This is a genomic window from Parahoeflea alexandrii (assembly GCF_024105735.1).
In the GTDB taxonomy this organism is placed as follows: domain Bacteria; phylum Pseudomonadota; class Alphaproteobacteria; order Rhizobiales; family Rhizobiaceae; genus Hoeflea; species Hoeflea alexandrii.
Window position 1 is genome coordinate 833656 of sequence record NZ_JAAAML010000001.1, and the last position, 19129, is coordinate 852784.

Consider the following 19129-nt stretch of genomic DNA (forward strand, 5'->3'; position numbering starts at 1 on the left):
TTTGCTGGTCCCGGCGGTCTGGCGCATCAGCCCTGTTCAAGCTTCACATCAAACCTATTGAATTGACCGGTCAGTATCCCTGACCTATCGAGGGGATACAGGAGAGTCTTTCCATGTCCCCAACCCGGTCGGAGTTTTTTCAGGGCGTTCGCGCCAGCCTGCCTATTGTTGCCGCAGCCGCGCCGTTCGGCATGCTGTTCGGTGCACTGGCCGTCGACAACGGTCTGACGGTGGGCGAGGCGGTGCTGATGAGTGCGACCGTGTTCGCCGGGGCCAGCCAGATGGTCGGTCTCGAACTGTTCGGCGCCAGTATCGCTCCCTGGATCGTCGTGCTGTCGGTGTTTGCGGTCAATTTCCGCCATGTGCTCTACTCGGCTGCGCTCGGCCGGCGGATCGGGTTGTTCAAGCCGTGGCAGAAGCCGATCGCATTCTTCTTTCTCACCGATCCCCAGTATGCAGCGTCCGAGGCGCGGGCTGACCGGAAACTCGCCCTGACCATGAGCTGGTACATGGGCATGGCCTTGCCGGTCTATGTGCTCTGGATTGTCGAGGCCTATATCGGCGGCGTGTTCGGAAGCCTGATCACCGATCCGGCGGCTCTCGGCATCGATTTCCTGCTGCCGATATACTTCCTCGGGCTGGTTCTGGGTTTCCGGGCGCGGCCCAACTGGCTGCCGGTGGTGATTGCCTCCGGGCTGGGGTCGATCCTTGCCTTCTACACGGTCGGCTCCCCCTGGCATGTCAGTCTCGGGGCGCTGGCAGGGGTGGCCGTCGCCATGCTGCTGCCGCCGCAAAGCCCGGAAGACGGGGAAATCGCGCCATGACGGGTGAGTTCCTCGGCCTGCCGATGACGGTCTGGACCATCATCGGCGCGGCGATCGTCACCTATGCGGCGCGGGCCGGCGGCCATCTGGTGCTGTCGCGGTTCCGGCGTATCCCGCCACGCATCGACGCGGCGCTCAATGCGGTGCCGGCTGCGGTTCTTGCAACGCTGGTCGCACCCGCCGCCGTGACCAGCGGCCCGGCCGAAGCCGTGACGCTGGCCATCTGCCTGGCGATTGGTTTCAGGCTGCCGATGATGGCGATGTTCTGCATCGGCTGGGCGCTGATCGTGGCGCTGAGGGCGGCAGGGCTGTGATCCGCGGCTGACAGCGAAGTTTTCACATCGGCATGGTGGCGTTCTTGAGCCAGACCAGCGCCGGATCATCTGTCAGCAGCGGTGAGAGTTCGTTGAAAACGCGGGCGTGATAGGCGTTGAGCCACTCCAGCTCAACCGAATCCAGCAGTTCTGGCACGACCAGTCGCGTGTCGATGGGACACAGGGTCAGGGTCTCGAAGCCGAGCATCGGCCTGTCGCCGCCGTCGATGGCCTGCGGCTCATGCACCACCACCAGGTTCTCGATGCGGATGCCGAAGGCGCCGTCACGGTAGTAGCCGGGTTCGTTGGACAGGATCATGCCGGGCAGCAGTTCCTGGGTTCCGCGCCGCGAGATCGATTGCGGGCCTTCATGCACGGAGAGATAGCTGCCGACGCCGTGACCGGTGCCATGGGCGAAATCGACGCCGGCCTTCCAAAGCGCGATGCGGGCAAAGGGATCTAGGTCGAGGCCGCGGGTGCCTGGAGGAAAGCGAAGCATGCTGATCGCGATCATGCCCTTGAGGACCAGCGTGAAAAACCGCTTCTGCTCATGGGGGACCTCGCCCACTGCAATGGTGCGGGTGATGTCGGTGGTGCCGGCGGTGTACTGACCGCCCGAATCGATGAGCAGCATCTCGCCGGACTCGATCAGGCGGTTGGTGCGGGTGTTGACCCGGTAGTGGATGATCGCGGCATTGGGACCGCCGCCGGAGATCGTGTCGAAGGACAGCGCACGGAGTGGCATCTGCATGGCTTCGCCGGTCGACCTGCGGGCCTCCTCAAGCCGTGTGGCGGCCGTGATTTCGTCGATCGAGCCGGGCTCCTGGTCATCAAGCCAGGCCAGAAACCGCACCATCGCGGCGCCATCCTGCCGGTGTACGGACGCGCTGCCGGCAATCTCCGCCGCGTTCTTGCAGGCGCGGGGCAGGCGGGCGGGATCGGGGGCACTGAGCACCGATCCGCCGGACTGTTCGATCAGTAACGAGACCGCATGCGGTGCGACGGCGGGATCGATCATGATTCGCGCGCCGGATTTGCCGAGCGCCATCAGCGCATCGTCAAAGCCAGATGGCGGCTCGAGATCGGCAAGCTGGGTGAGATAGGCTTCCGGTTCGATGCCGGTCTTGCGCTTGTCGATGAACAGCTGAGGCCGGCCCGAAGCCGGGATGATGGCGCGCGACAGCGGGTGCGGTGTCGATGGCAGATCCTCGCCGCGGATGTTGAAGCTCCACGCAACGCTGGACGGGTCGGCAAGAACCAGAGCGTCGGCTCCTGCTTTGGCTGCGGCTTGAGCCATCATCGCCAGCTTCTCTCCGGCCGGCACGCCGGCCAGGTCCAGCGGCTGCAGCGACACTGCTCCCAGCGGCGGTTGCGGCCGGTCGTCCCAGATGGCGTCGACCGGATTGCGCGGCAGGAACACCAACTGTCCGTCGAGTGGTTTCAAGGCGTTTTCGAGGCGCAGCACCTCGCTTGTGGGCCAGGTCCAGGCGTCAATGCCGAGCCTGAGGCCGGGGTGGTCTGCTGCCTCGACAAACGCGGCAAGTGGCGTTGCGACGCCATCCTGGTAATCGAAGACCGAGGGGTCGGTCTGTGCGCGAACCTGGTTGGTGTAGCGTCCGTCGACAAAGATATGGGCCTTGTCCTGCAGCACCAGCACCGATCCGGCGGAGCCGGTGTAGCCGGTCAGCCAGGCCAGCCGCTCGGCGCAGGCGGGTACATATTCACCCAGATACTCGTCGGAGCGCGGCACCGCGACGGCGTTGACGCCCCAGTCGGCAAAACGGGCCCGCAGGCGGGCAACGCGCCCGGCCGCCTGGTCCGGGGAAGAGAGCACTTCAAAATTCTGAAACATCATGGGATTCCTGCAAGCCGTACCTTGGTTCTCCTTATAACAATCCCGGTCCGGATTGGGAGGCTGGGAAACGGATTTGATCCGACAGGACAGACGGGCTGCCCGTAATCGTGCGCACAATCTCTGTGCGATGCAGTTTGCCGCCTAATTAGGCAGCAATTTGCATTGCTATTGGATTTGGTATGCGTCTTGTACATAGCTGCACTGCAACATAAGCTCTGCACATTCCGGGCGAAATCACTATCTTGGTTTGCAGGAGGACAGAACAATCACTTACCCAAAGGGGATTACCAAATGTCCGTGAACATCTTTCAGAACGCCTTCGACCGTCTCGTCAGCGCCCGCGAACGCCAGGTTCGCCGTTATGTAAACGGTGCGCTGCTGGCAATGGACGACGCACAGCTCAAGTCGATCGGCCGCACCCGCGAAGAACTTCAGCGCGAAGGCGCCCAGGCGTACTTCTTCTAGGCCTTGCCGGCTGCGCCATGACGGCGCCTTGAACCGAGACCAATGCAAACGGCTCCTTCGGGGGCCGTTCTTGTTTTTGCGGGTTTGTTCTTGTGGAAACCGGTGATCGATTGCGCGTCAATTAAGGTGGATCGTTACCCAGCCATTGCGCCAGAGGGTTTTCACATGGCGTATGCCCTGGCCCCTGAAGGCTGCGAGAACCTGCCAGCGCTGGCTTGCCAGGATGCCTGACAGGATCACCGAGCCGCCGGGGGCGAGGTTGCGCTTGATATCGGGCGCCATGCGCATCAGCGGCCGGGCGAGGATATTTGCGATGATCAGCCCGAACGGACCGGCATCGGAAAAGGCGGTCGAATGAAATCCGGTTGCGGTGACGCAGCGGATCTGGGCGGTCCGGTGGTTGTGGCGGACATTTTCGCGGGCGACGCGGGTGGCGACCGGGTCGATGTCGGTGGCCAGAACCCGGACCGGGCCGAGCTGGGCTGCGGCGAGGGCAAGAACTCCGGAACCGGTTCCCAGATCGAGCACTGCACCCGTCCCGCGCGGACCTTCGGGACGGGCACGCATGACCATCTCGATCATCTCGAGGCAGCCGGCGGTGGTGCCGTGATGACCGGTGCCAAAGGCCTGTCCGGCCTCAAGCTCGATGGCAAGATCATTGGGGCGCACTGCGTCTCGGTCATGCGAGCCGTGCACGAGAAAGCGCCCGGCACGCACAGGTTTGAGCCCTTCGAGCGATTTGGCGATCCAGTCGGTTTCGCCAAAGGCCTCGAGGTCGATCGTGGCATCGGGAAACTCGTCGGCAATGCAGGCGGCAATCCGGTTTCGCAGGGTTTCGTCCGGCTCGCCGGGGGCGTAGACGGAAACCTCCCAGATCCCGGCGTCCTCGTCGATTTCCATGGTGGTCAGTGGTAGGCCTTCATCCTCGAAGGCCGCGTCGAGCAGATCCAGGCCGCGCTGTGCTCCGGCTTCGTCGGTGCGGAAATAGTATCTGTGGTCGCTCACGTCCGCTTCTTTCCTTCATCGGTTGCGGCCTGGGCGGCGGCCGTCTCCTCTGCCTTGCGGGTTGTCTTGCTGGCTGCCGCGGCGCGGGCTTCATCCTTTGGCTGGGCGAAGCTCAGGATCCTGTCATTCTGACCGGGCGAGTTTGATGCGGCGGTGGCAAACGAGATCGCACCCGAAGGCTTGACCCACAACAGGATCATGGCACCGTCGGGTCGGCTTGCCTTGTAGTCTTCCCAGCTGAACTCGTCGGTCAGACGGGTGAGCTGAAAGGTCCAGCCCTGCAGCAGTTTTTCCCGAAGATCGAGAAAACTGACCGGCTCCCTGGTCAGCGAGCGGCCGCCCAGCGTGAAACTTAGCGCCTGGCGGGCCTTTTCGTCGACACGGCCAATCTGGAACACGTGGCTGCGGCCCAGTTCCGGACCGAAATCCGTGCAGACAAGCGCATTGTAGGCGTCGTTGTCGCCAGTGGCGATGAGGTTTGAAAACCGCTTCGGATCGATGCTGTGATGGGCCGCTTCGGACAGGACCTCGCCGAAATAGACCGGGATGTTGGCCAGTCGCGCCTCGGCGAGGTGGTTCCAGTTCTGGTCGGCAAGCATCACCGGCACATCGGCTTCCTTGAGCTTGACGGCGAGCGCTGTCGACCAGCGCGAACCACCGACAATCAGAATACCGGGCTTGGAGGCCTTCTTGAGGCCGAGAAAACTTGCCAGCGGCGCTAGTGTGAAGCCATGCAGCACGATGGTTGTGACCACCACGGCGAAGGTGAAGGCGACCATGCGGCCCGCGTCCTCGACGCCGACATCGGCCAGCAGCGTGCCGAAGAGACCCGAGACGGCAACAGCGACAACGCCGCGCGGCGCGATCCAGGCGCTGAGAAGGCGCTCCTGGAAAGTGGCTCCGGAGCCGATGGTGGCCAGCATGATGGCGACCGGACGGATGACGACAAGCAGGGCCGCGACAAACAGCGCGGCCCGCCAATCGAGCGAGCGGATCTCGTCGAGACTGAGCGAGGCGGTGAGAATGATGAACACGCCGGAGACCAGCAGGGTGGTGATGGTTTCCTTGAAACGGCGCATGTCGGTGAGCGAGGCGATGCGGCTGTTGGCCAGCACGACGCCCATCACGGTCACTGTCAGAAGGCCGGATTCCTCAAGCACCGAATTGGTCGCGGCATAGACGGCCACCACGGAGGCGAGCAGCACAGGCGCCTTGAGAAATTCGGGAACATGGCCGCGCACGAAGGACCAGACGATGAGCTTGGCTGCGGCGAAACCCAGGCCGATGGCCGCAATGAAGCCGCCGCCCAAGAGCAGGATCAGGTTGTCAGCCTCGTGCAGGCCGATATAGACGAGGATGATCTCGAAGGCGACCACGGCGAACAGGGCGCCGATCGGGTCGTTGACGATCGCTTCCCAGCGCAGCAGCGAGGCCGGGCGGGCATCAAGCTGGGCCTGGCGCAACAGCGGCATGATCACTGTCGGGCCGGTAACCACGAGAATGGCGCCGAGCACGATTGCCGTGGGCCAGCTCAGGCCGCCGATGTAGTGAGCGGCAAGCGCCGACATGCCCCAGGTCAGTGGTCCGGCATACATGATGATGCGGCGGACGGCGGTGGAGGTTTCGCGGATTTCCTTGAAATTGAGCGTCAACCCGCCTTCAAACAGGATGATCGCGACGGCGATCGAGACCATCGGCCGGTAGATCGAGCCGAAATCGGCGGCCGGATCGAGAAAACCGGTCGCCGGGCCGGCAATGAAACCGGCTGCCAGCAGCAAGACGATGGCCGGAAGCTGCAGCCGCCAGGCAAACCATTGCGCGGCGATGCCGGCGGCTCCGATGACGGCAAGTTTGAGAACGATGTCGTCCATGTCTGTCCCCTCTGGCGCCGCCCCTGGCGCTGGTTACGGTTTGATCAGGTTCTCAAGCTTGGTTATGGCGATGTCGGGATTTTCGCCCCAGGCGATGGTTCCCTTGAAGCGGCCTTGTGGATCCAGCAGGAATACCGATGCGGTGTGATCCATTGTGTATTCGCCATCGGGGTCGGCCGCATCGATCGGCACCTTCTTGGCATAGACGTTGAATCCCTTGATAACGCCGGAAACGTCATCGGGTTCCCCCGAAATGCCGATGATCCGGTCGCTGACCCCTGAGACGTAGGATCCAAGCAGTTCAGGCGTGTCGCGCTCGGGATCGACGGTTATGAAATAGGCACCGATCTTGCCGCCATCCGGATCGACCTGCCTGAGCCACCCGTCGAGTTCGAACAGGGTGGTAGGGCAGATTTCGGGGCAATGGGTGAAGCCAAAAAAAATCGCCGTCGGGCGGCCGCGGAGAGCGGCCTCGGTAATGGGCTCACCGTTCTGATCGACAAGCTCGAACGGCACGCCGTAGGGTTTGCCTGACAGTTCGTTTTCGGTCCGCTGCCATTCATAGGTCAACCAGCCGAGCGCCACAGCCATGGCCGCGACAAGAACCCAAAGGACAAGGCGTATGGTTTTCATCAATGTCTCCAGTAAGGTTGCCGCAGGCTGGCGGCAGATGCCTTATGCAGTTGAATTGGCAAGTGGGCTTGAGCGTGCGCAATCTATATCAGAGGCACCAGGCCAGACCATTGGCGGCAAACGCCTCGAGCAGGGCCGGTCCGTTTGACTGCCAGGCGGCAAAAACCAGACCTGTTGCCATCGCCGCAGCGACAAGGCCGAGTGCGCGGTAGACAAATACCCCGTTTGACCCGGTTCGGGTCTGATATGTTTGGCGCCTGAGCGCGGTGCGTGCGGTCATGTCCACTATTTAGAGCCGATCGTATCCGAAGGGAAGAGGTTTGATGGGTACCGAGACCGCGGCATCGACGCCGGCGCGAGCACCGGATCTGCAGTCTGTGGCTGGACTGCGCACCATTTCCGCTCGCATGTGTCCGGGCAAAATGTGATGACGCGGCCTGCGTCTTTCATTTGTCACGGCAAGAACCCATATCGGGATGGTCATTTTACAGAACACGCTTCGTGGAACATCCCGCCTGCTGGCGCGTTTCACAGGCTAAGGAGAAAACACATGATCCACAGCACGCGCATCCGTTCAACCCTGTCCGCCGGTCTGGTTGCTGCGAGCTGTCTCGTCGCGCCGATTCTAGCAAGCCCGGCGTCGGCCGAGCAGGTCGGAGAGGTCGGAGTTGACTGGCTCGGCAACGACATCCTGATCGATGCGGTGAGCGACCCCGAAGTTGCGGGGGTGACCTGCCACGTCGCCTATTTCGACCGCGGCGTCATCGACCGGTTGCAGAAGGGCAACTGGTTCGAGGACCCCTCCAACGCGTCGATTGCCTGCCGCCAGACCGGGGCGATCACCATCGGCGACATTGACCTCGACGAGGATGGCGACGTGGTCTTCAAGGAATCGCGCTCGCTGATCTGGAAGTCGCTCGTGGTGCGCCGGATCTACGACAAGGCCAACGACACGCTGATTTACCTGGTCAACTCGCAGCAGGTGCAGGACGGCTCGGCCAAGATGAATATCTCGACGGTGCCGCTCTACGGCCAGGACGTGACCTGGAGAAACGGCAAACCGTAAGCCGTCTGCCTCCGGTTTGCGGGCACTTGATCTCGGTCATGCTGATGTGACGGGATTTGTGGTTCTGTTTGTCTGTCCATCGCGTTTCTTGCGCGGCGGGCGAGCAAACCGCATCCGTTTCAAAGGCAGACGTTCACGTGACAAAAGGCAGGCCTGAAAACCCGCATGCGCTTTCCGTGGCAGATGTCGCCGTCCGGCTGGAGACCGATCCCGAAGCAGGGCTGAGCCATCGGGACGCGGGTCAGCGGCTAAGCGCGCACGGTCCCAACCAATTGCGCCGCCAAAAGACCAAGAGCAGCCTTGCGATCCTCGCGCACCAGTTCAGCAGTGTCATCGTCTGGCTGCTGGCAGCGGCGGCGCTGATGTCCTTTCTGCTAGGTGACATTGCCGAAGGCGGCGCCATCATCGTGGTGCTGTTGCTTAACGGCGCCATCGGTTTTTTCACCGAGCTCCGGGCCGCGCGGTCGATGGAAGCGCTGATGCGCATCGCCGAGATCAAGACCAGGGTGCGGCGGGACGGGCAGCAGCGGATGATCGATGCGCACGGGCTCGTGCCGGGTGATGTCGTCATTCTCGAGGCGGGTGACGTGGTGACGGCGGACCTGCGGATCAGCCAGGCCTCCAATCTCCAGGCGGACGAATCGGTGCTGACGGGCGAATCTGTCCCGGTTCTCAAGGCCGAGACAGCGACGGACCGCGAAGCGGTTCTGGGCGACCGGACATCAATGGCGTTCAAGGGAACGGCAATTACGCAAGGGACCGGCGAGGGGCTGGTGGTGGCAACCGGAATGGCCACAGAGATCGGCCGGATCAGCGATCTCGTGCAAAGCGCGCAAAGCGAAGCGGCGCCGCTGGAGAGGCGGCTCGACAGGCTCGGCCACCGGCTGGTTTGGCTGACCTTCGTGCTTGCGGTGCTGACCATCAGCGCCGGCATTCTGCGCGGGCATGACGTGGTTGCGATGATCCAGACCGGCGTGGCGCTGGCGGTGGCGGCAGTGCCCGAGGGGCTGCCGGTGGTCGCCACGCTTAGTCTGGCGCGCGGCATGTGGCGGATGGCCCGGCGCAACGCGGTGATCACGCGGTTATCCTCGGTTGAAACGCTGGGTGCGACCACGGTGATCCTGACCGACAAGACCGGGACGCTGACCGAAAACCGGATGACGGTGGTGGGTTACCTGGTCGAAGGGCGGGATGTTGGCCCTGAAGCTCATGGTGAAGGACACATCCTCAAAGCTGGCGATGCACGGCTCGATCCCGATGGAGACAAGGCGCTTGGCTGGGCGATCCGGATCGGCGCCCTGTGCACCAATGCGGAACTCGGTGATGGCGGGGAAGACGGGCATGCCGGCGATCCGATGGAGTTGGCATTGTTGCAGGCGGCAGTTCAAGCCGGGCTGTCCCAGTCCGAACTCCTCAAGGATTTTCCGGAAATCCGCGAGCATGCCTTCGATCCCGCCATACGGATGATGGCGACCGTCCATGAAGACGGGGATCGTTTCCTGATTGCGGTGAAGGGCGCGCCCGAGGCTGTCATCGACAGCGCCAAGTATGGTCTCGGCCCTGATGGTCCGCGCCCGCTGGATGCCGCCACCCGCAAAGCCTGGAAAGACCGGAGTTCGAAAGCCGCGCAAGCCGGGAACCGGCTATTGGGACTGGCGATGCAGCACACTGAAAGCGGCGAGGCGGACCCTTACGCCGGCCTCACCCTGGTTGGGCTGGTTTGTCTCAACGATCCGGTGCGCGGGGATGTGCCGCCGGCAATCCGTGCGAGCCGCGCTGCCGGTGTCCGGGTCATTATGCTGACCGGCGACCACGCCGATACGGCTGCGGCGATCGCCCGGCAGGCGGGCCTCGGCGACGGTGATCTCAGCGTGATCGAAGGCCACGAGATCAGCGGCATCGATCCTGATGCGATCAGTGAAGAGACCCGGCAACGGGTGTTGTCGGCTGATGTGTTCGCGCGCGTTGCGCCGGAAACCAAGCTGGTGCTGGTGTCGATCTTTCAGAAAGCCGGTCACGTGGTGGCCATGACCGGCGATGGCGTCAATGACGCGCCGGCGCTCAAGCAGGCGGACATCGGTATCGCCATGGGCAAGCGCGGCACCCAGGTTGCCCAGGAAGCAGCCCACATGGTGCTGCGCGACGATCGCTTTGCCACCATCATCTCGGCAATGCGGCAGGGCCGGGTGATCTTCGACAACATCCGCAAATTCGTGGTCTACCTGATGTCGTGCAATGTCAGCGAGGTGCTGGTTGTCGGCCTTGCCGTCGGCATAGGCCTGCCGATGCCACTCTTGCCGCTGCAGATCCTGTTTCTGAACCTGGTCACCGATGTCTTTCCGGCGTTTGCGCTGGGGCTGGGGCGGGGCGACGGGGAGGTCATGCGCAAGCCGCCGCGCGATCCGAAGGAGCAGATCCTGGATCGCCTGCACTGGCGGCTCATCGCCGTGCTGGGGGCGCTGATCACCGTCGCCACGCTCGGCGCCTTCCTGCTGGCGCTCACTTGGCTGGCATTGGCGCCCGTCGCGGCCGTGACCGTGGCATTCCTGACGCTGGCGCTGGCGCAATTGTGGAATGTGTTCAACATGCGCGATCCCGATGCCGGGCTCATCAGCAACGACGTGACCCGCAACGCTTACGTCTGGGGTGCAATCGTGCTGTGCCTCGGACTGATCGGCTTTGCGGTGGGGCTGCCAACGCTCGCGAACCTCCTCGGCCTGCCCTGGCCGGGCCCGCAAGGCCTGGCGCTGGCGGCCGTCGCAAGCCTGGTGCCACTGGTGCTCGGCCAGGCGTGGCTGGCGCTGACGGGGTATATCGGGCGGTGAGAGCAGGGATTGATGCTTAATCCAAGAAAGCTTTGATTTTCATTTCGAGTGCAGCGATCTCCTTGGTTTCGCAATCCCAAATAATCAGAACTTTCCAGCCAGACGATTCTAGCGATCTCTGGTTTGAACTGTCCCGCTGCTGATTGCGTTCCAGTTTTGGGAGCCAATAGTCCAGACGGCTTTTAGGCAGCCGCCCATCAAGACAATCTGGATCATTATGTTGATGCCAAAAACAGCCATGTACAAATATGACTTTTTTTCTTGGGCCAAACACGAGATCGGGCTTGCCTGGCAACTCTTTCCGATGAAGCCGGTAGCGGTAGCCGTGGCTATGTACAAGCCGCCGCACGATCATTTCAGGTTTTGTGTCCTTTGATCGTATAGCAGCCATATTGGCTGAACGCGCATTTTCTGAAAGTTTGTCCGCCAACCTTTGTCAGGAACCTCTTGAACTAAGGTTTATATTCAGCGTTTCAGGTATCCCCGAAAATGTCGCGATAAACTCGTTCCGCGAACAATATGGTAAACCTAAGCTGTTTATCAAACTGCGATCATAGGCACCTGAGAGTAACAAGATACCTTCAGGAGCCAAAATGTCCCGCGCTCCCCCGTTCCCTCTTATTCTCTTCATGGGATCAAGCTGATCGTGAAGCAGTCCGAGAAGCACGCTTCTATGAACGATCCTATTGAGGTTTTCGCGGAAAAACTGTGCAGTACGCTTAGAACCGCCCTTCATTGCGCGTAGTTCCCGGAAACGTGCCATATCAATACCGGCAAAGCGACTTTGGGGTAGCTTTTCATGCTGAAGCAACCACCAAATATGGTTGAAGGCGTGTTTGCTAACGCTGCGTTTACCGTCGCGGTTTGGCGCATTTAGATATTCGGCACGGGCGACAAAAACACCGAGCGAGCATTCGTGCTTCTCTGTTGCAACCATAACCAAAACACAGGGTTCTCGATTGGAAAATGTTTCGGGTGGAATCATCCAGGTGCTGCGAACTGTATTTTTCACGTCCACATCCATACCGCCGATACGAAGGTCTCTCAGTCCTTTCGGAACGCCGAGGAAATCCCGGAGGAAATGCTCTATTTTCAGACCTATGAACGTTTTCTCCACATTGTCGAGATCCGATATTCGTGTTCTGGCTGTTCTGATTGGGTCGATAACAAAGTCAACGGCGTCCTGAACCAATTCTGGAAAACTGGCAAGAAGCTCAGAGTGACCGCCAATCAGTCGTTCAATCTCCTGAACTATTTGAGAAACTATAACATAGTCAGGATGGTCCGGTGTCATCCGGCAAGTGCCAAAACACTATCTTGTTTGTTCAGAGCATGACAAATTTTTTGTGCCACGGCCGCTGCCACCGGAGGCGGAAATGCATTTCCGACTTGGCGGTAGGCTGCAGTTTTGCGGCCATAAAAATCCCAACTGTCGGGAAAACCCTGGATGCGAGCAGCCATACGCACCGTCAAACGCGGCATGCCGGTATGATCGGATGCTGGGTTTTCATCAGCGATGGTTCTACCTTCCACTCCAAGCTCGGCCCACGCCTGACGGGCTCGGGTTGGACCTAGGTCAGGCCCGCCATGCTTTTTTGATCCGCCAACAAGTGTTGGGGCTATGCGGTTTGCATTCTGCGCCCAGTGCTCTGCTCCCGGCCATCCATTCGCTGCCATCAGATCTTTTAGTTTTTCTCCGACAGTTGGGGCCTTAACCACATCAAAATCGAGATTGAAGCTGTCAGCGAAGGTGCTCTTGAGAGCCACCATAACCACGCGTGGACGTAGTTGAGGCACGCCAAAATCACTGGCATTCAGGAGGTGCCAGCTGACTTTATAGCCAATTTTGCGCAACCGGAGTTCGATATAATCACGATAATCATCAAAGGCGCGATCGAGCATCCCCCTAACGTTTTCAAACATTACTGCTTTGGGCTGGATTAGTTCGGCGATTTCTACTCCTCTTGTGAAGAGGTTCCTCTCATCTCCTTCACCTAGCTGCTTGCCAGCCTTCGAGAATGGTGGACAGGGCAACCCCCCTGCAAGCAGATCGACGCCTCGAAACTGGGAAAAATCATAATCCTGAAACAAATCATGCTCGACGACATTCCAGTTTGGGCGGTTCAACCGAAGCGTCTGACAAGCGTGCGGATCGTTTTCGAACAAAGCTATATGTTCGAATTCAGCCAGCTCTAGTCCCAAGGCCTGACCGCCCGCACCCGCACATAGTTCGACTGACTTCAACATAGAAGATTCTCCTTGTGCGAGGATCGCAGGTGCGGATCTGAAAATACACAAGAACAATACATGAACATCATGCGGTTCACAAGTTATCAGGCTTCCAACGGCTCGTCCCGCTTAGCGCATGGTCAAACTGCAAGCCGGAGGCGGTCCAAAGCGCTTCCCCCTCAATACCCCACCGTCGCCGATCCTGTCCGCCGCGGATCGGACGCCCCCAGCAACAGCCCCTTTTCCGCATCGACATGGATCGACTGGGTCGAGCCCATCACGCTTCTGACCGCGATTGTGTGGCCCTTGGCCTCGAGTGCTGCCACCGTGTCTCGGCTTAACCCGCCGTCCTCGACGCGGATTTCGTCGGGCAGCCATTGGTGGTGGATGCGCGCGGCGTTGGTGGCTTCGGCGACATTCATGCCGTGATCGATCATGTTGGAGATCACCTGCAGCGTGGTGGTGATGATGCGCGAGCCGCCCGGGCTGCCGGTGACCAGGAACGGCTTGCCGTCTTTGAGCACAATGGTCGGGCTCATCGAGGACAGCGGCCGCTTGCCGGGCTCGACCGCATTGGCGTCGCCGCCGATCAGGCCATAGGCATTGGGCACGCCGGGCTTGGCGGAAAAATCATCCATCTCGTTGTTGAGCAGCACGCCGGTGCCGGCCGCGGTCATGCCCGAGCCATAGGAGAAGTTCAGCGTGTAGGTGTTCGACACCGCGTTGCCGTCCTTGTCCACGATGGAGAAATGTGTGGTCTGGTCGCTCTCGTAGGGCGCCAGCTTGCCCGGCTTTATGGTTTCAGATGGCGTGGCGCGGTTGAGGCTGATGCCGTCGCGGATCTTGGCGGCATAGTCTTTCGAGGTGAGTGCTGCGACCGGCACATCGACGAAATCCGGGTCGCCGAGATATTCCGAGCGGTCGGCATAGGCGCGCTTCATGGCTTCCGCCATCAGGTGGATGGTGTCGGAAGAATTGTGCCCGAGAAAGCCGATCGGGTAGCCCTCCATCACGTTGAGGATCTGGATGATGTGGGTGCCGCCCGAGCTTGGCGGCGGCATCGAGACGATCTCGTGGCCGCGATAGGTTCCGGTCACCGGCGCGCGGATCACCGCCCTGTAGTTCGCCAGATCCTCCACCGTCATCGAGCCGCCGGCCTCCTGCACGGAGGCGGCGATCTTCTCGGCGACTTCGCCCTTGTAGAATCCGTCGGGGCCTTCCGCCGCGATCGTCTTCAGTGTCGCCGCCAGGTCCGGCTGTTTGAACAGGTCACCGGGCTCATAGAAACTGCCATCGGGCTTGTAGAAGATCGCCGCCGAAGCCGGCCAGGTCTTGAGCCGCTTTTCCAGCGCCTTGAGGCTATCGGCCAGATCGGCGGTGACAAGGATGCCGTCTTCAGCCAATTTGATCGCCGGGGCCGCGGCCTCCGCCAGCGTCATGGTGCCGTAGGTCTCGAGCGCCAGCTGCATGCCGGCGACGGTGCCGGGAACGCCGACGGCCATGCCGGTAAAGCGCGAGAGATTGCTGTCGGCATTGCCCTCGGCATCAAGATACATGTCGCGCGTCGCACTCGCCGGCGCCATCTCGCGGTAGTCGATCGCCTTTGTTTCGCCGCTCGCCGCGTCATGCACCATCATGAAGCCGCCGCCGCCGAGATTTCCGGCGCGGGGCAGGGTGACGGCCAGCGCCAGCGCCACGGCGACGCCCGCATCGACAGCGTTGCCGCCGTCCTTGAGAACCTGCAGCCCCACTTCGGCGGCGACCGCCTCCTGCACCGAAACCATCGCCGATTTCGCCCAGACCGGATGCACCGCATCCATGGAGCTGTAGATCGCCGCTTCCTGGGCGCTGGCGGCAACAGGTGCGAGTGCGATCATACCGGCAGCGGTAAGCGCTGTGAGCGGGCGGAGCATCGGGCGTGTCATGGTATAACTTCCTTTCCGGATCGTCCTGGATCAAGGACCGGGACGGGGCAGGCCATGGCTGGCAAAACGCTACAACAGGCCACATCGGCCGGTTCGTCAACCCGGTGACGGTCATGTCCAACGGACCTGCGGCTTAATGCGCCTGTGCGGCCCTTTATCGGCCCGGCGTGGCACCTATCTAATGGGCATGGAAACAATCTTGGTGGATCAGGGCTGACATGGCGTTTCTCGGACTCTTCGGTGTCCTGCTGATTCTGGCGCTGGTTTACGCGCCGCAGTTCTGGGTCGGCCACACCATGCGCCGTCACAGCGACGAGCGGCCTGATTTTCCCGGCACCGGCGGGGAGATGGCGCAGCATCTCGTCGAGCGTTTTGAGCTGTCCGGTGTCGGCGTGGAGATGACCGACAAGGGCGACCATTACGATCCGGAAGCGCGGGTGGTGCGGCTGTCGCAGGCCAATTACCAGGGCGCGAGCCTGACCGCGGTGGCCGTTGCGGCGCACGAGGTCGGCCACGCGCTGCAGCATCATCGCGGCGAACGCGGGCTGGCGCTCAGGCAGAAGCTGGTCGGTGTCGCGATGACGACGGACCGGATCGCGTCGGTGTTCTTCATTGCCGCACCGGTGCTGGCCGTGCTGCTGCGCACGCCGGCGGCGATGCTCGGCATGGCGGTGATCGGCATCGGGCTGCTGGGCGTGCGGGTGCTGGTGCATCTGGTCACCCTGCCGGTCGAATACGACGCGAGCTTCAACAAGGCGCTGCCGATCCTGCGCGAGGGCGGTTACCTCGCCGACGAGGACATTGCCGGCGCCCGCAGCGTGCTGAAAGCCGCGGCCTTCACCTATGTCGCGGCAGCGCTCACGAGCCTGCTCAACCTGGCGCGCTGGATAAGGGTGCTGAGGTGACGTGCCCTTGAATTTCCGGTGCGGCGCTGCATTTGGCATTACCAAGACCCTGCAAGAGCACCCACCAGAACCATGCTGAAGGAGATTGCCATGACCACGAGACGCACCTTTATTGTTGGCGGCGCCGCCGCTGTCGGAGCCATCACGCTGTTGCCATCGCTCGGCCTTGCAGCCGCGCATGCGGCGAGTTTCGAGCTGATGGACGGAAAGATCGTCATCCATCCGGTGGAGCATGCCTCCTTCGTCATGGAGAGCCCGGCGGGAACCATCTATGTCGATCCGGTCGGCGAGGCCGGACTGTATGAGGCGCTGCCCAAGCCGGACCTGATCCTGATTACCCACCGCCACGGTGATCACTACAATGCCGATCTTCTGGCCGCGCTTGCAGAGGCACCAATCCTGACCAATGCGGACGTGAAGGGCATGATGCCGGAAGACCTGCAGGCGCGCACCGAGGTCATCGCCCCGGGCGGCAGCACTGACATGATGGGCATCGCCATCGCGGCCATCGCGTCCTACAACACTTCCGCCGACCGGCAGGACTTCCACCCCAAGGCCCGCGGTGACCTCGGCTTCGTGCTGACTATCGACGGAAGCCGCGTCTACGTCTCCGGAGACACCGAGGGGACACCGGAAATGCGGGCGCTCGAGAACATCGATCTCGCCTTTGTCTGCATGAACCTGCCGTTCACGATGGACGCCGAACAGGCGGCTGACGCGGTGGCCGAATTCGCCCCCGGCATGGTCGTTCCCTACCACTACCGCGGCCGCGACGGCGGCACCCAGGACCCGCAGGTGTTTGCAAACATGCTGAGCGAGGCCGGCAGTTCGACCGAGGTCAAACTGCACGACTGGTACAACGGCGCCATGGGCTGAGGCTACAGGCGTCTTCCAGTTTTGACTTGTGCTACCGGGCCCATGCTTCCAGCGTGGGCCCGGTTTGCGTCGAGGGCCGCTAAAGCCCGATTGACCGAATATCCAACCGGCTGATTTGCTTCTTCCTGCCGGACAGGTAGAAGGGCCACTGATGACCTGATTTTCCGAAGGCACGCCAACCGCCCCCGAAGGACCGCCCGTGAATTCCCCCGATCGCATCGAAGAGCTGTTGAACGCTACCAGGGACTCCTTTTCGAGCGGGGCGCTGGTGCAGCTCAAGCTTGGCGGCTACCACGGACCGGAGCCGGAACTGAAGGCGGTGCTGGTCAAGAAGATCGCAACCAAGGGCGGCGAGAAATACTCCTTCACCTGGCGCTACAAGACCCGCGACACGATCAAGAATTACGCTGAAGACGAGGCGATGGAACTGCTGCGCGATGGTCTGGCGGTCGAATTCCGCAGCGCGCAGCTTGCGACCACCGGATTCGACATGCTGTTCGAGCGCAACGGCGAAAAGCAACGGCTCAAGCGGACCGAGGTCAAAGGCCGCGCGGCACCCTCAACCGAGCACAACCGCGCCAAGAACCGGCCGTTGAGCGAAACCGGAAAGCCCTGGCTCAAGGCGCTCGGGCTTGCCGGCAAGAACGGCGCCATCCGCCACGACGCGCAGGACAAGTTCCGCCAGATCAACAAGATGGTCGAGATCTTTGCGCCGCTGGTTGCCGCGCTGAAGGCCGAACCGCCGCTGATCGTCGATATGGGCGCGGGCAAGGGCTATCTCGATTTCGCGCTTTACGACTATCTCGCCACCGTGGTGAAGCGGCCGGTGCGGATTGTCGGCGTGGAACTGCGTGAGCAACTGGTCGAGGACGGCAACGCCACGGCGAAGGCGTCGGGCTTCGCCGGATTGAGTTTTGAGGCAGGTGCGATCATGGCGTTCGACGCCTCGGGCGCCGATGCGGTGATTGCGCTGCATGCCTGCGACACGGCCACGGACGACGCCATCTTCAAGGGCATTGCCGCCGGGGCCGCCCTGATCGCGGTAGCGCCGTGCTGCCACAAGCAGATCCGTAGGCAGATGGAAGCCGGCAAGCCCGATGAGACCCTGGAACCGCTGCTCCGGCACGGCATCTTCGTCGAACGCCAGGCCGAGATGGTCACCGACACACTCCGCGCATTGCTGCTCGAACTCAACGGCTACCGCACCCGCGTGTTCGAGTTCGTCTCCGACGCACACACCCCGAAAAACAACCTGATCGTGGCCGAAAAGGATGGCCGGTTTGGCCGCGACCGCGAAGCGGTGCTCCGGCAGATTGCCGAGATCAAGGCGATGTTCGGGATTGATCAGCACCATCTCGAAGGGCTGCTTGTGGGGTGAGGATCAGTGCTTCGGCCAGAAGATCGAAGACCGTGCGAATGCGCCGGCTGGTGCGCAGTTCGCGGTGAGTGACAAGCCAGATCGGCACCGGAAACGGCTCGATCTGCGGTAGAAGCCGCACGATACCGGGTGTTCGTGCGGCGATCTCGTGCATCTGAAAGCTGATGCCAAGGCCGCGCTTGACCATCTCCCACACCACCACCGAATTCTCCGAGGCAAGGATGAAACTGGCTTCGGTCACCGGCAGGCCGCGGCTTTGCAAGTGCCCCGCAAGCCGCGCGCCGCCGCCCAGGCCAATGAAGCCGGCCCTTGCCAGATCGGCCGGATGGCGCGGCATGCCGTTTTGTTCTACCCAGCTTTGTGCAGCATAGAGATGCGCCTCGGATTCCTTGATCAGCCGGCCGATCAGGTCGGGCTGATCGGGGCGGACATGGCGGATGGCGATATCGGCCTCGCGGCGCCGCAGGTCGCTAAAGGCGTTGGAGGCAACAATCTCCAGCGTGATCTGTGGCGCGGCCTCCCGGATGCGATGCACGATATCTGGCAGGACATAAGCAGCGAAGCCATCGGACGCGGAGATGGTGACGCGGCCCTCGATCGACTGGGTCTGTCCGGAAGCCGCAAGTCGAACTGTTTCGGCAGCGGCGCCCATGGCGCGCACGTGCTCGATCAGGTCGAGGCCGGCTTCGGTCAGCATCAGCGACTTTCCAAGGCGTTCGAACAGGGTGACACCGAGGCTCTGCTCCAACGCCGCGACCTGCCGCGACAGGGTCGGCTGGGTCAATCCGAGCTTGCGGGCAGCGGCAGAGAGCGATCCCTCTTCCACGGTGGTCCAGAACGCCAGCGCATGATTCCAGTCGAATTTGCTCATGCATAAATGTATATCAAGGCTGCAAATAATCGCAATTCCCATAGAAAAATCCATGGGTGATAAGCAGCGATCCCTCCGCGGGGCCGC

At 61.8% G+C, this 19129-nt stretch carries 18 protein-coding genes; 8 read left to right on the forward strand and 10 right to left on the reverse strand.

Annotated elements, in window-relative coordinates:
* Window positions 1-113 precede the first annotated feature (113 nt).
* Together GTW23_RS03790 and GTW23_RS03795 are read left to right on the forward strand one after the other, a co-directional pair.
* Window positions 114-824 carry an AzlC family ABC transporter permease gene (locus GTW23_RS03790; protein ID WP_252914674.1) on the forward strand — a complete coding sequence of 237 codons (711 nt, stop codon included), beginning with the start codon at window positions 114-116 and terminating at the stop codon, window positions 822-824.
* A 17-nt stretch (window positions 825-841) separates the two neighbouring features.
* Entirely contained in the window at window positions 842-1138 is a 297-nt protein-coding gene (locus GTW23_RS03795) for an AzlD family protein (RefSeq protein WP_193217407.1), read from the forward strand.
* A gap of 22 nt (window positions 1139-1160) precedes the next feature.
* Here the strand turns inward: GTW23_RS03795 and GTW23_RS03800 are convergent, their stop codons facing one another.
* Window positions 1161-2990 carry an aminopeptidase P family protein gene (locus tag GTW23_RS03800; RefSeq protein WP_252914675.1) on the reverse strand — a complete coding sequence of 610 codons (1830 nt, stop codon included), beginning with the start codon at window positions 2988-2990 and terminating at the stop codon, window positions 1161-1163.
* A gap of 294 nt (window positions 2991-3284) precedes the next feature.
* Here GTW23_RS03800 and GTW23_RS03805 point away from each other — a divergent pair, with 294 nt between their 5' ends.
* Window positions 3285-3458, forward strand: coding sequence for a hypothetical protein (locus tag GTW23_RS03805; protein WP_193217202.1), 174 nt, complete (start codon window positions 3285-3287; stop codon window positions 3456-3458).
* Window positions 3459-3575: 117 nt separating this feature from the next.
* On the opposite strand, the gene GTW23_RS03810 is transcribed toward GTW23_RS03805, so the two are convergent.
* The 4 genes from GTW23_RS03810 to GTW23_RS03825 all read right to left on the reverse strand — a co-directional run bounded on the left by GTW23_RS03810 (window position 3576) and on the right by GTW23_RS03825 (window position 7247).
* Window positions 3576-4463 carry a 50S ribosomal protein L11 methyltransferase gene (locus tag GTW23_RS03810; RefSeq protein ID WP_252914676.1) on the reverse strand — a complete coding sequence of 296 codons (888 nt, stop codon included), beginning with the start codon at window positions 4461-4463 and terminating at the stop codon, window positions 3576-3578.
* The gene (locus GTW23_RS03815; RefSeq protein ID WP_152007926.1) at window positions 4460-6334 is read right to left on the reverse strand and encodes a cation:proton antiporter; all 1875 of its coding nucleotides are present in this window, start codon (window positions 6332-6334) and stop codon (window positions 4460-4462) included. Before GTW23_RS03815 ends, GTW23_RS03810 begins: the two co-directional genes overlap by 4 nt.
* Before the next feature lie 33 nt (window positions 6335-6367).
* On the reverse strand, window positions 6368-6967 hold the full coding sequence (locus GTW23_RS03820) for an SCO family protein (protein ID WP_252914677.1): 600 nt from the start codon (window positions 6965-6967) through the stop codon (window positions 6368-6370).
* Between the two features lie 88 nt (window positions 6968-7055).
* Complete coding sequence (locus tag GTW23_RS03825) at window positions 7056-7247, reverse strand: hypothetical protein (protein ID WP_252914678.1); 192 nt, start codon at window positions 7245-7247, stop codon at window positions 7056-7058.
* Between the two features lie 270 nt (window positions 7248-7517).
* Here GTW23_RS03825 and GTW23_RS03830 point away from each other — a divergent pair, with 270 nt between their 5' ends.
* Together GTW23_RS03830 and GTW23_RS03835 are read left to right on the forward strand one after the other, a co-directional pair.
* Window positions 7518-8033, forward strand: a complete 516-nt coding sequence (locus GTW23_RS03830) for a CreA family protein (protein ID WP_252914679.1) — start codon at window positions 7518-7520, stop codon at window positions 8031-8033.
* A gap of 137 nt (window positions 8034-8170) precedes the next feature.
* Window positions 8171-10858 (forward strand): cation-translocating P-type ATPase, encoded by a 2688-nt coding sequence (locus tag GTW23_RS03835; protein ID WP_252914680.1) that lies wholly within the window; start codon window positions 8171-8173, stop codon window positions 10856-10858.
* A 16-nt stretch (window positions 10859-10874) separates the two neighbouring features.
* Here the strand turns inward: GTW23_RS03835 and GTW23_RS03840 are convergent, their stop codons facing one another.
* From GTW23_RS03840 to ggt, 4 genes are all read right to left on the reverse strand, one after another.
* Window positions 10875-11288: a very short patch repair endonuclease gene (locus tag GTW23_RS03840; protein ID WP_267661834.1), complete on the reverse strand. Its 414-nt coding sequence runs from the start codon at window positions 11286-11288 to the stop codon at window positions 10875-10877.
* A gap of 6 nt (window positions 11289-11294) precedes the next feature.
* Complete coding sequence (locus GTW23_RS03845) at window positions 11295-12152, reverse strand: NaeI family type II restriction endonuclease (RefSeq protein WP_252914681.1); 858 nt, start codon at window positions 12150-12152, stop codon at window positions 11295-11297.
* Entirely contained in the window at window positions 12149-13105 is a 957-nt protein-coding gene (locus GTW23_RS03850) for a DNA cytosine methyltransferase (RefSeq protein WP_252914682.1), read from the reverse strand. Before GTW23_RS03850 ends, GTW23_RS03845 begins: the two co-directional genes overlap by 4 nt.
* A gap of 161 nt (window positions 13106-13266) precedes the next feature.
* A complete protein-coding gene (ggt, locus tag GTW23_RS03855; protein ID WP_252914683.1) occupies window positions 13267-15012 on the reverse strand; it encodes a gamma-glutamyltransferase in 1746 nt (581 codons plus the stop codon).
* A 218-nt stretch (window positions 15013-15230) separates the two neighbouring features.
* Between ggt and GTW23_RS03860 the strand changes: the two genes are divergently transcribed.
* From GTW23_RS03860 to GTW23_RS03870, 3 genes are all read left to right on the forward strand, one after another.
* Complete coding sequence (locus tag GTW23_RS03860; protein WP_252914684.1) at window positions 15231-15917, forward strand: zinc metallopeptidase; 687 nt, start codon at window positions 15231-15233, stop codon at window positions 15915-15917.
* Window positions 15918-16007: 90 nt separating this feature from the next.
* Window positions 16008-16793: an MBL fold metallo-hydrolase gene (locus GTW23_RS03865; protein WP_252914685.1), complete on the forward strand. Its 786-nt coding sequence runs from the start codon at window positions 16008-16010 to the stop codon at window positions 16791-16793.
* Window positions 16794-16992: 199 nt separating this feature from the next.
* A complete protein-coding gene (locus GTW23_RS03870) occupies window positions 16993-18171 on the forward strand; it encodes a class I SAM-dependent methyltransferase (RefSeq protein ID WP_252914686.1) in 1179 nt (392 codons plus the stop codon).
* On the opposite strand, the gene GTW23_RS03875 is transcribed toward GTW23_RS03870, so the two are convergent.
* Window positions 18116-19042: a LysR family transcriptional regulator gene (locus GTW23_RS03875; protein ID WP_252914687.1), complete on the reverse strand. Its 927-nt coding sequence runs from the start codon at window positions 19040-19042 to the stop codon at window positions 18116-18118. The genes GTW23_RS03870 and GTW23_RS03875 overlap by 56 nt on opposite strands.
* Between the last annotated feature and the right edge of the window lie 87 nt (window positions 19043-19129).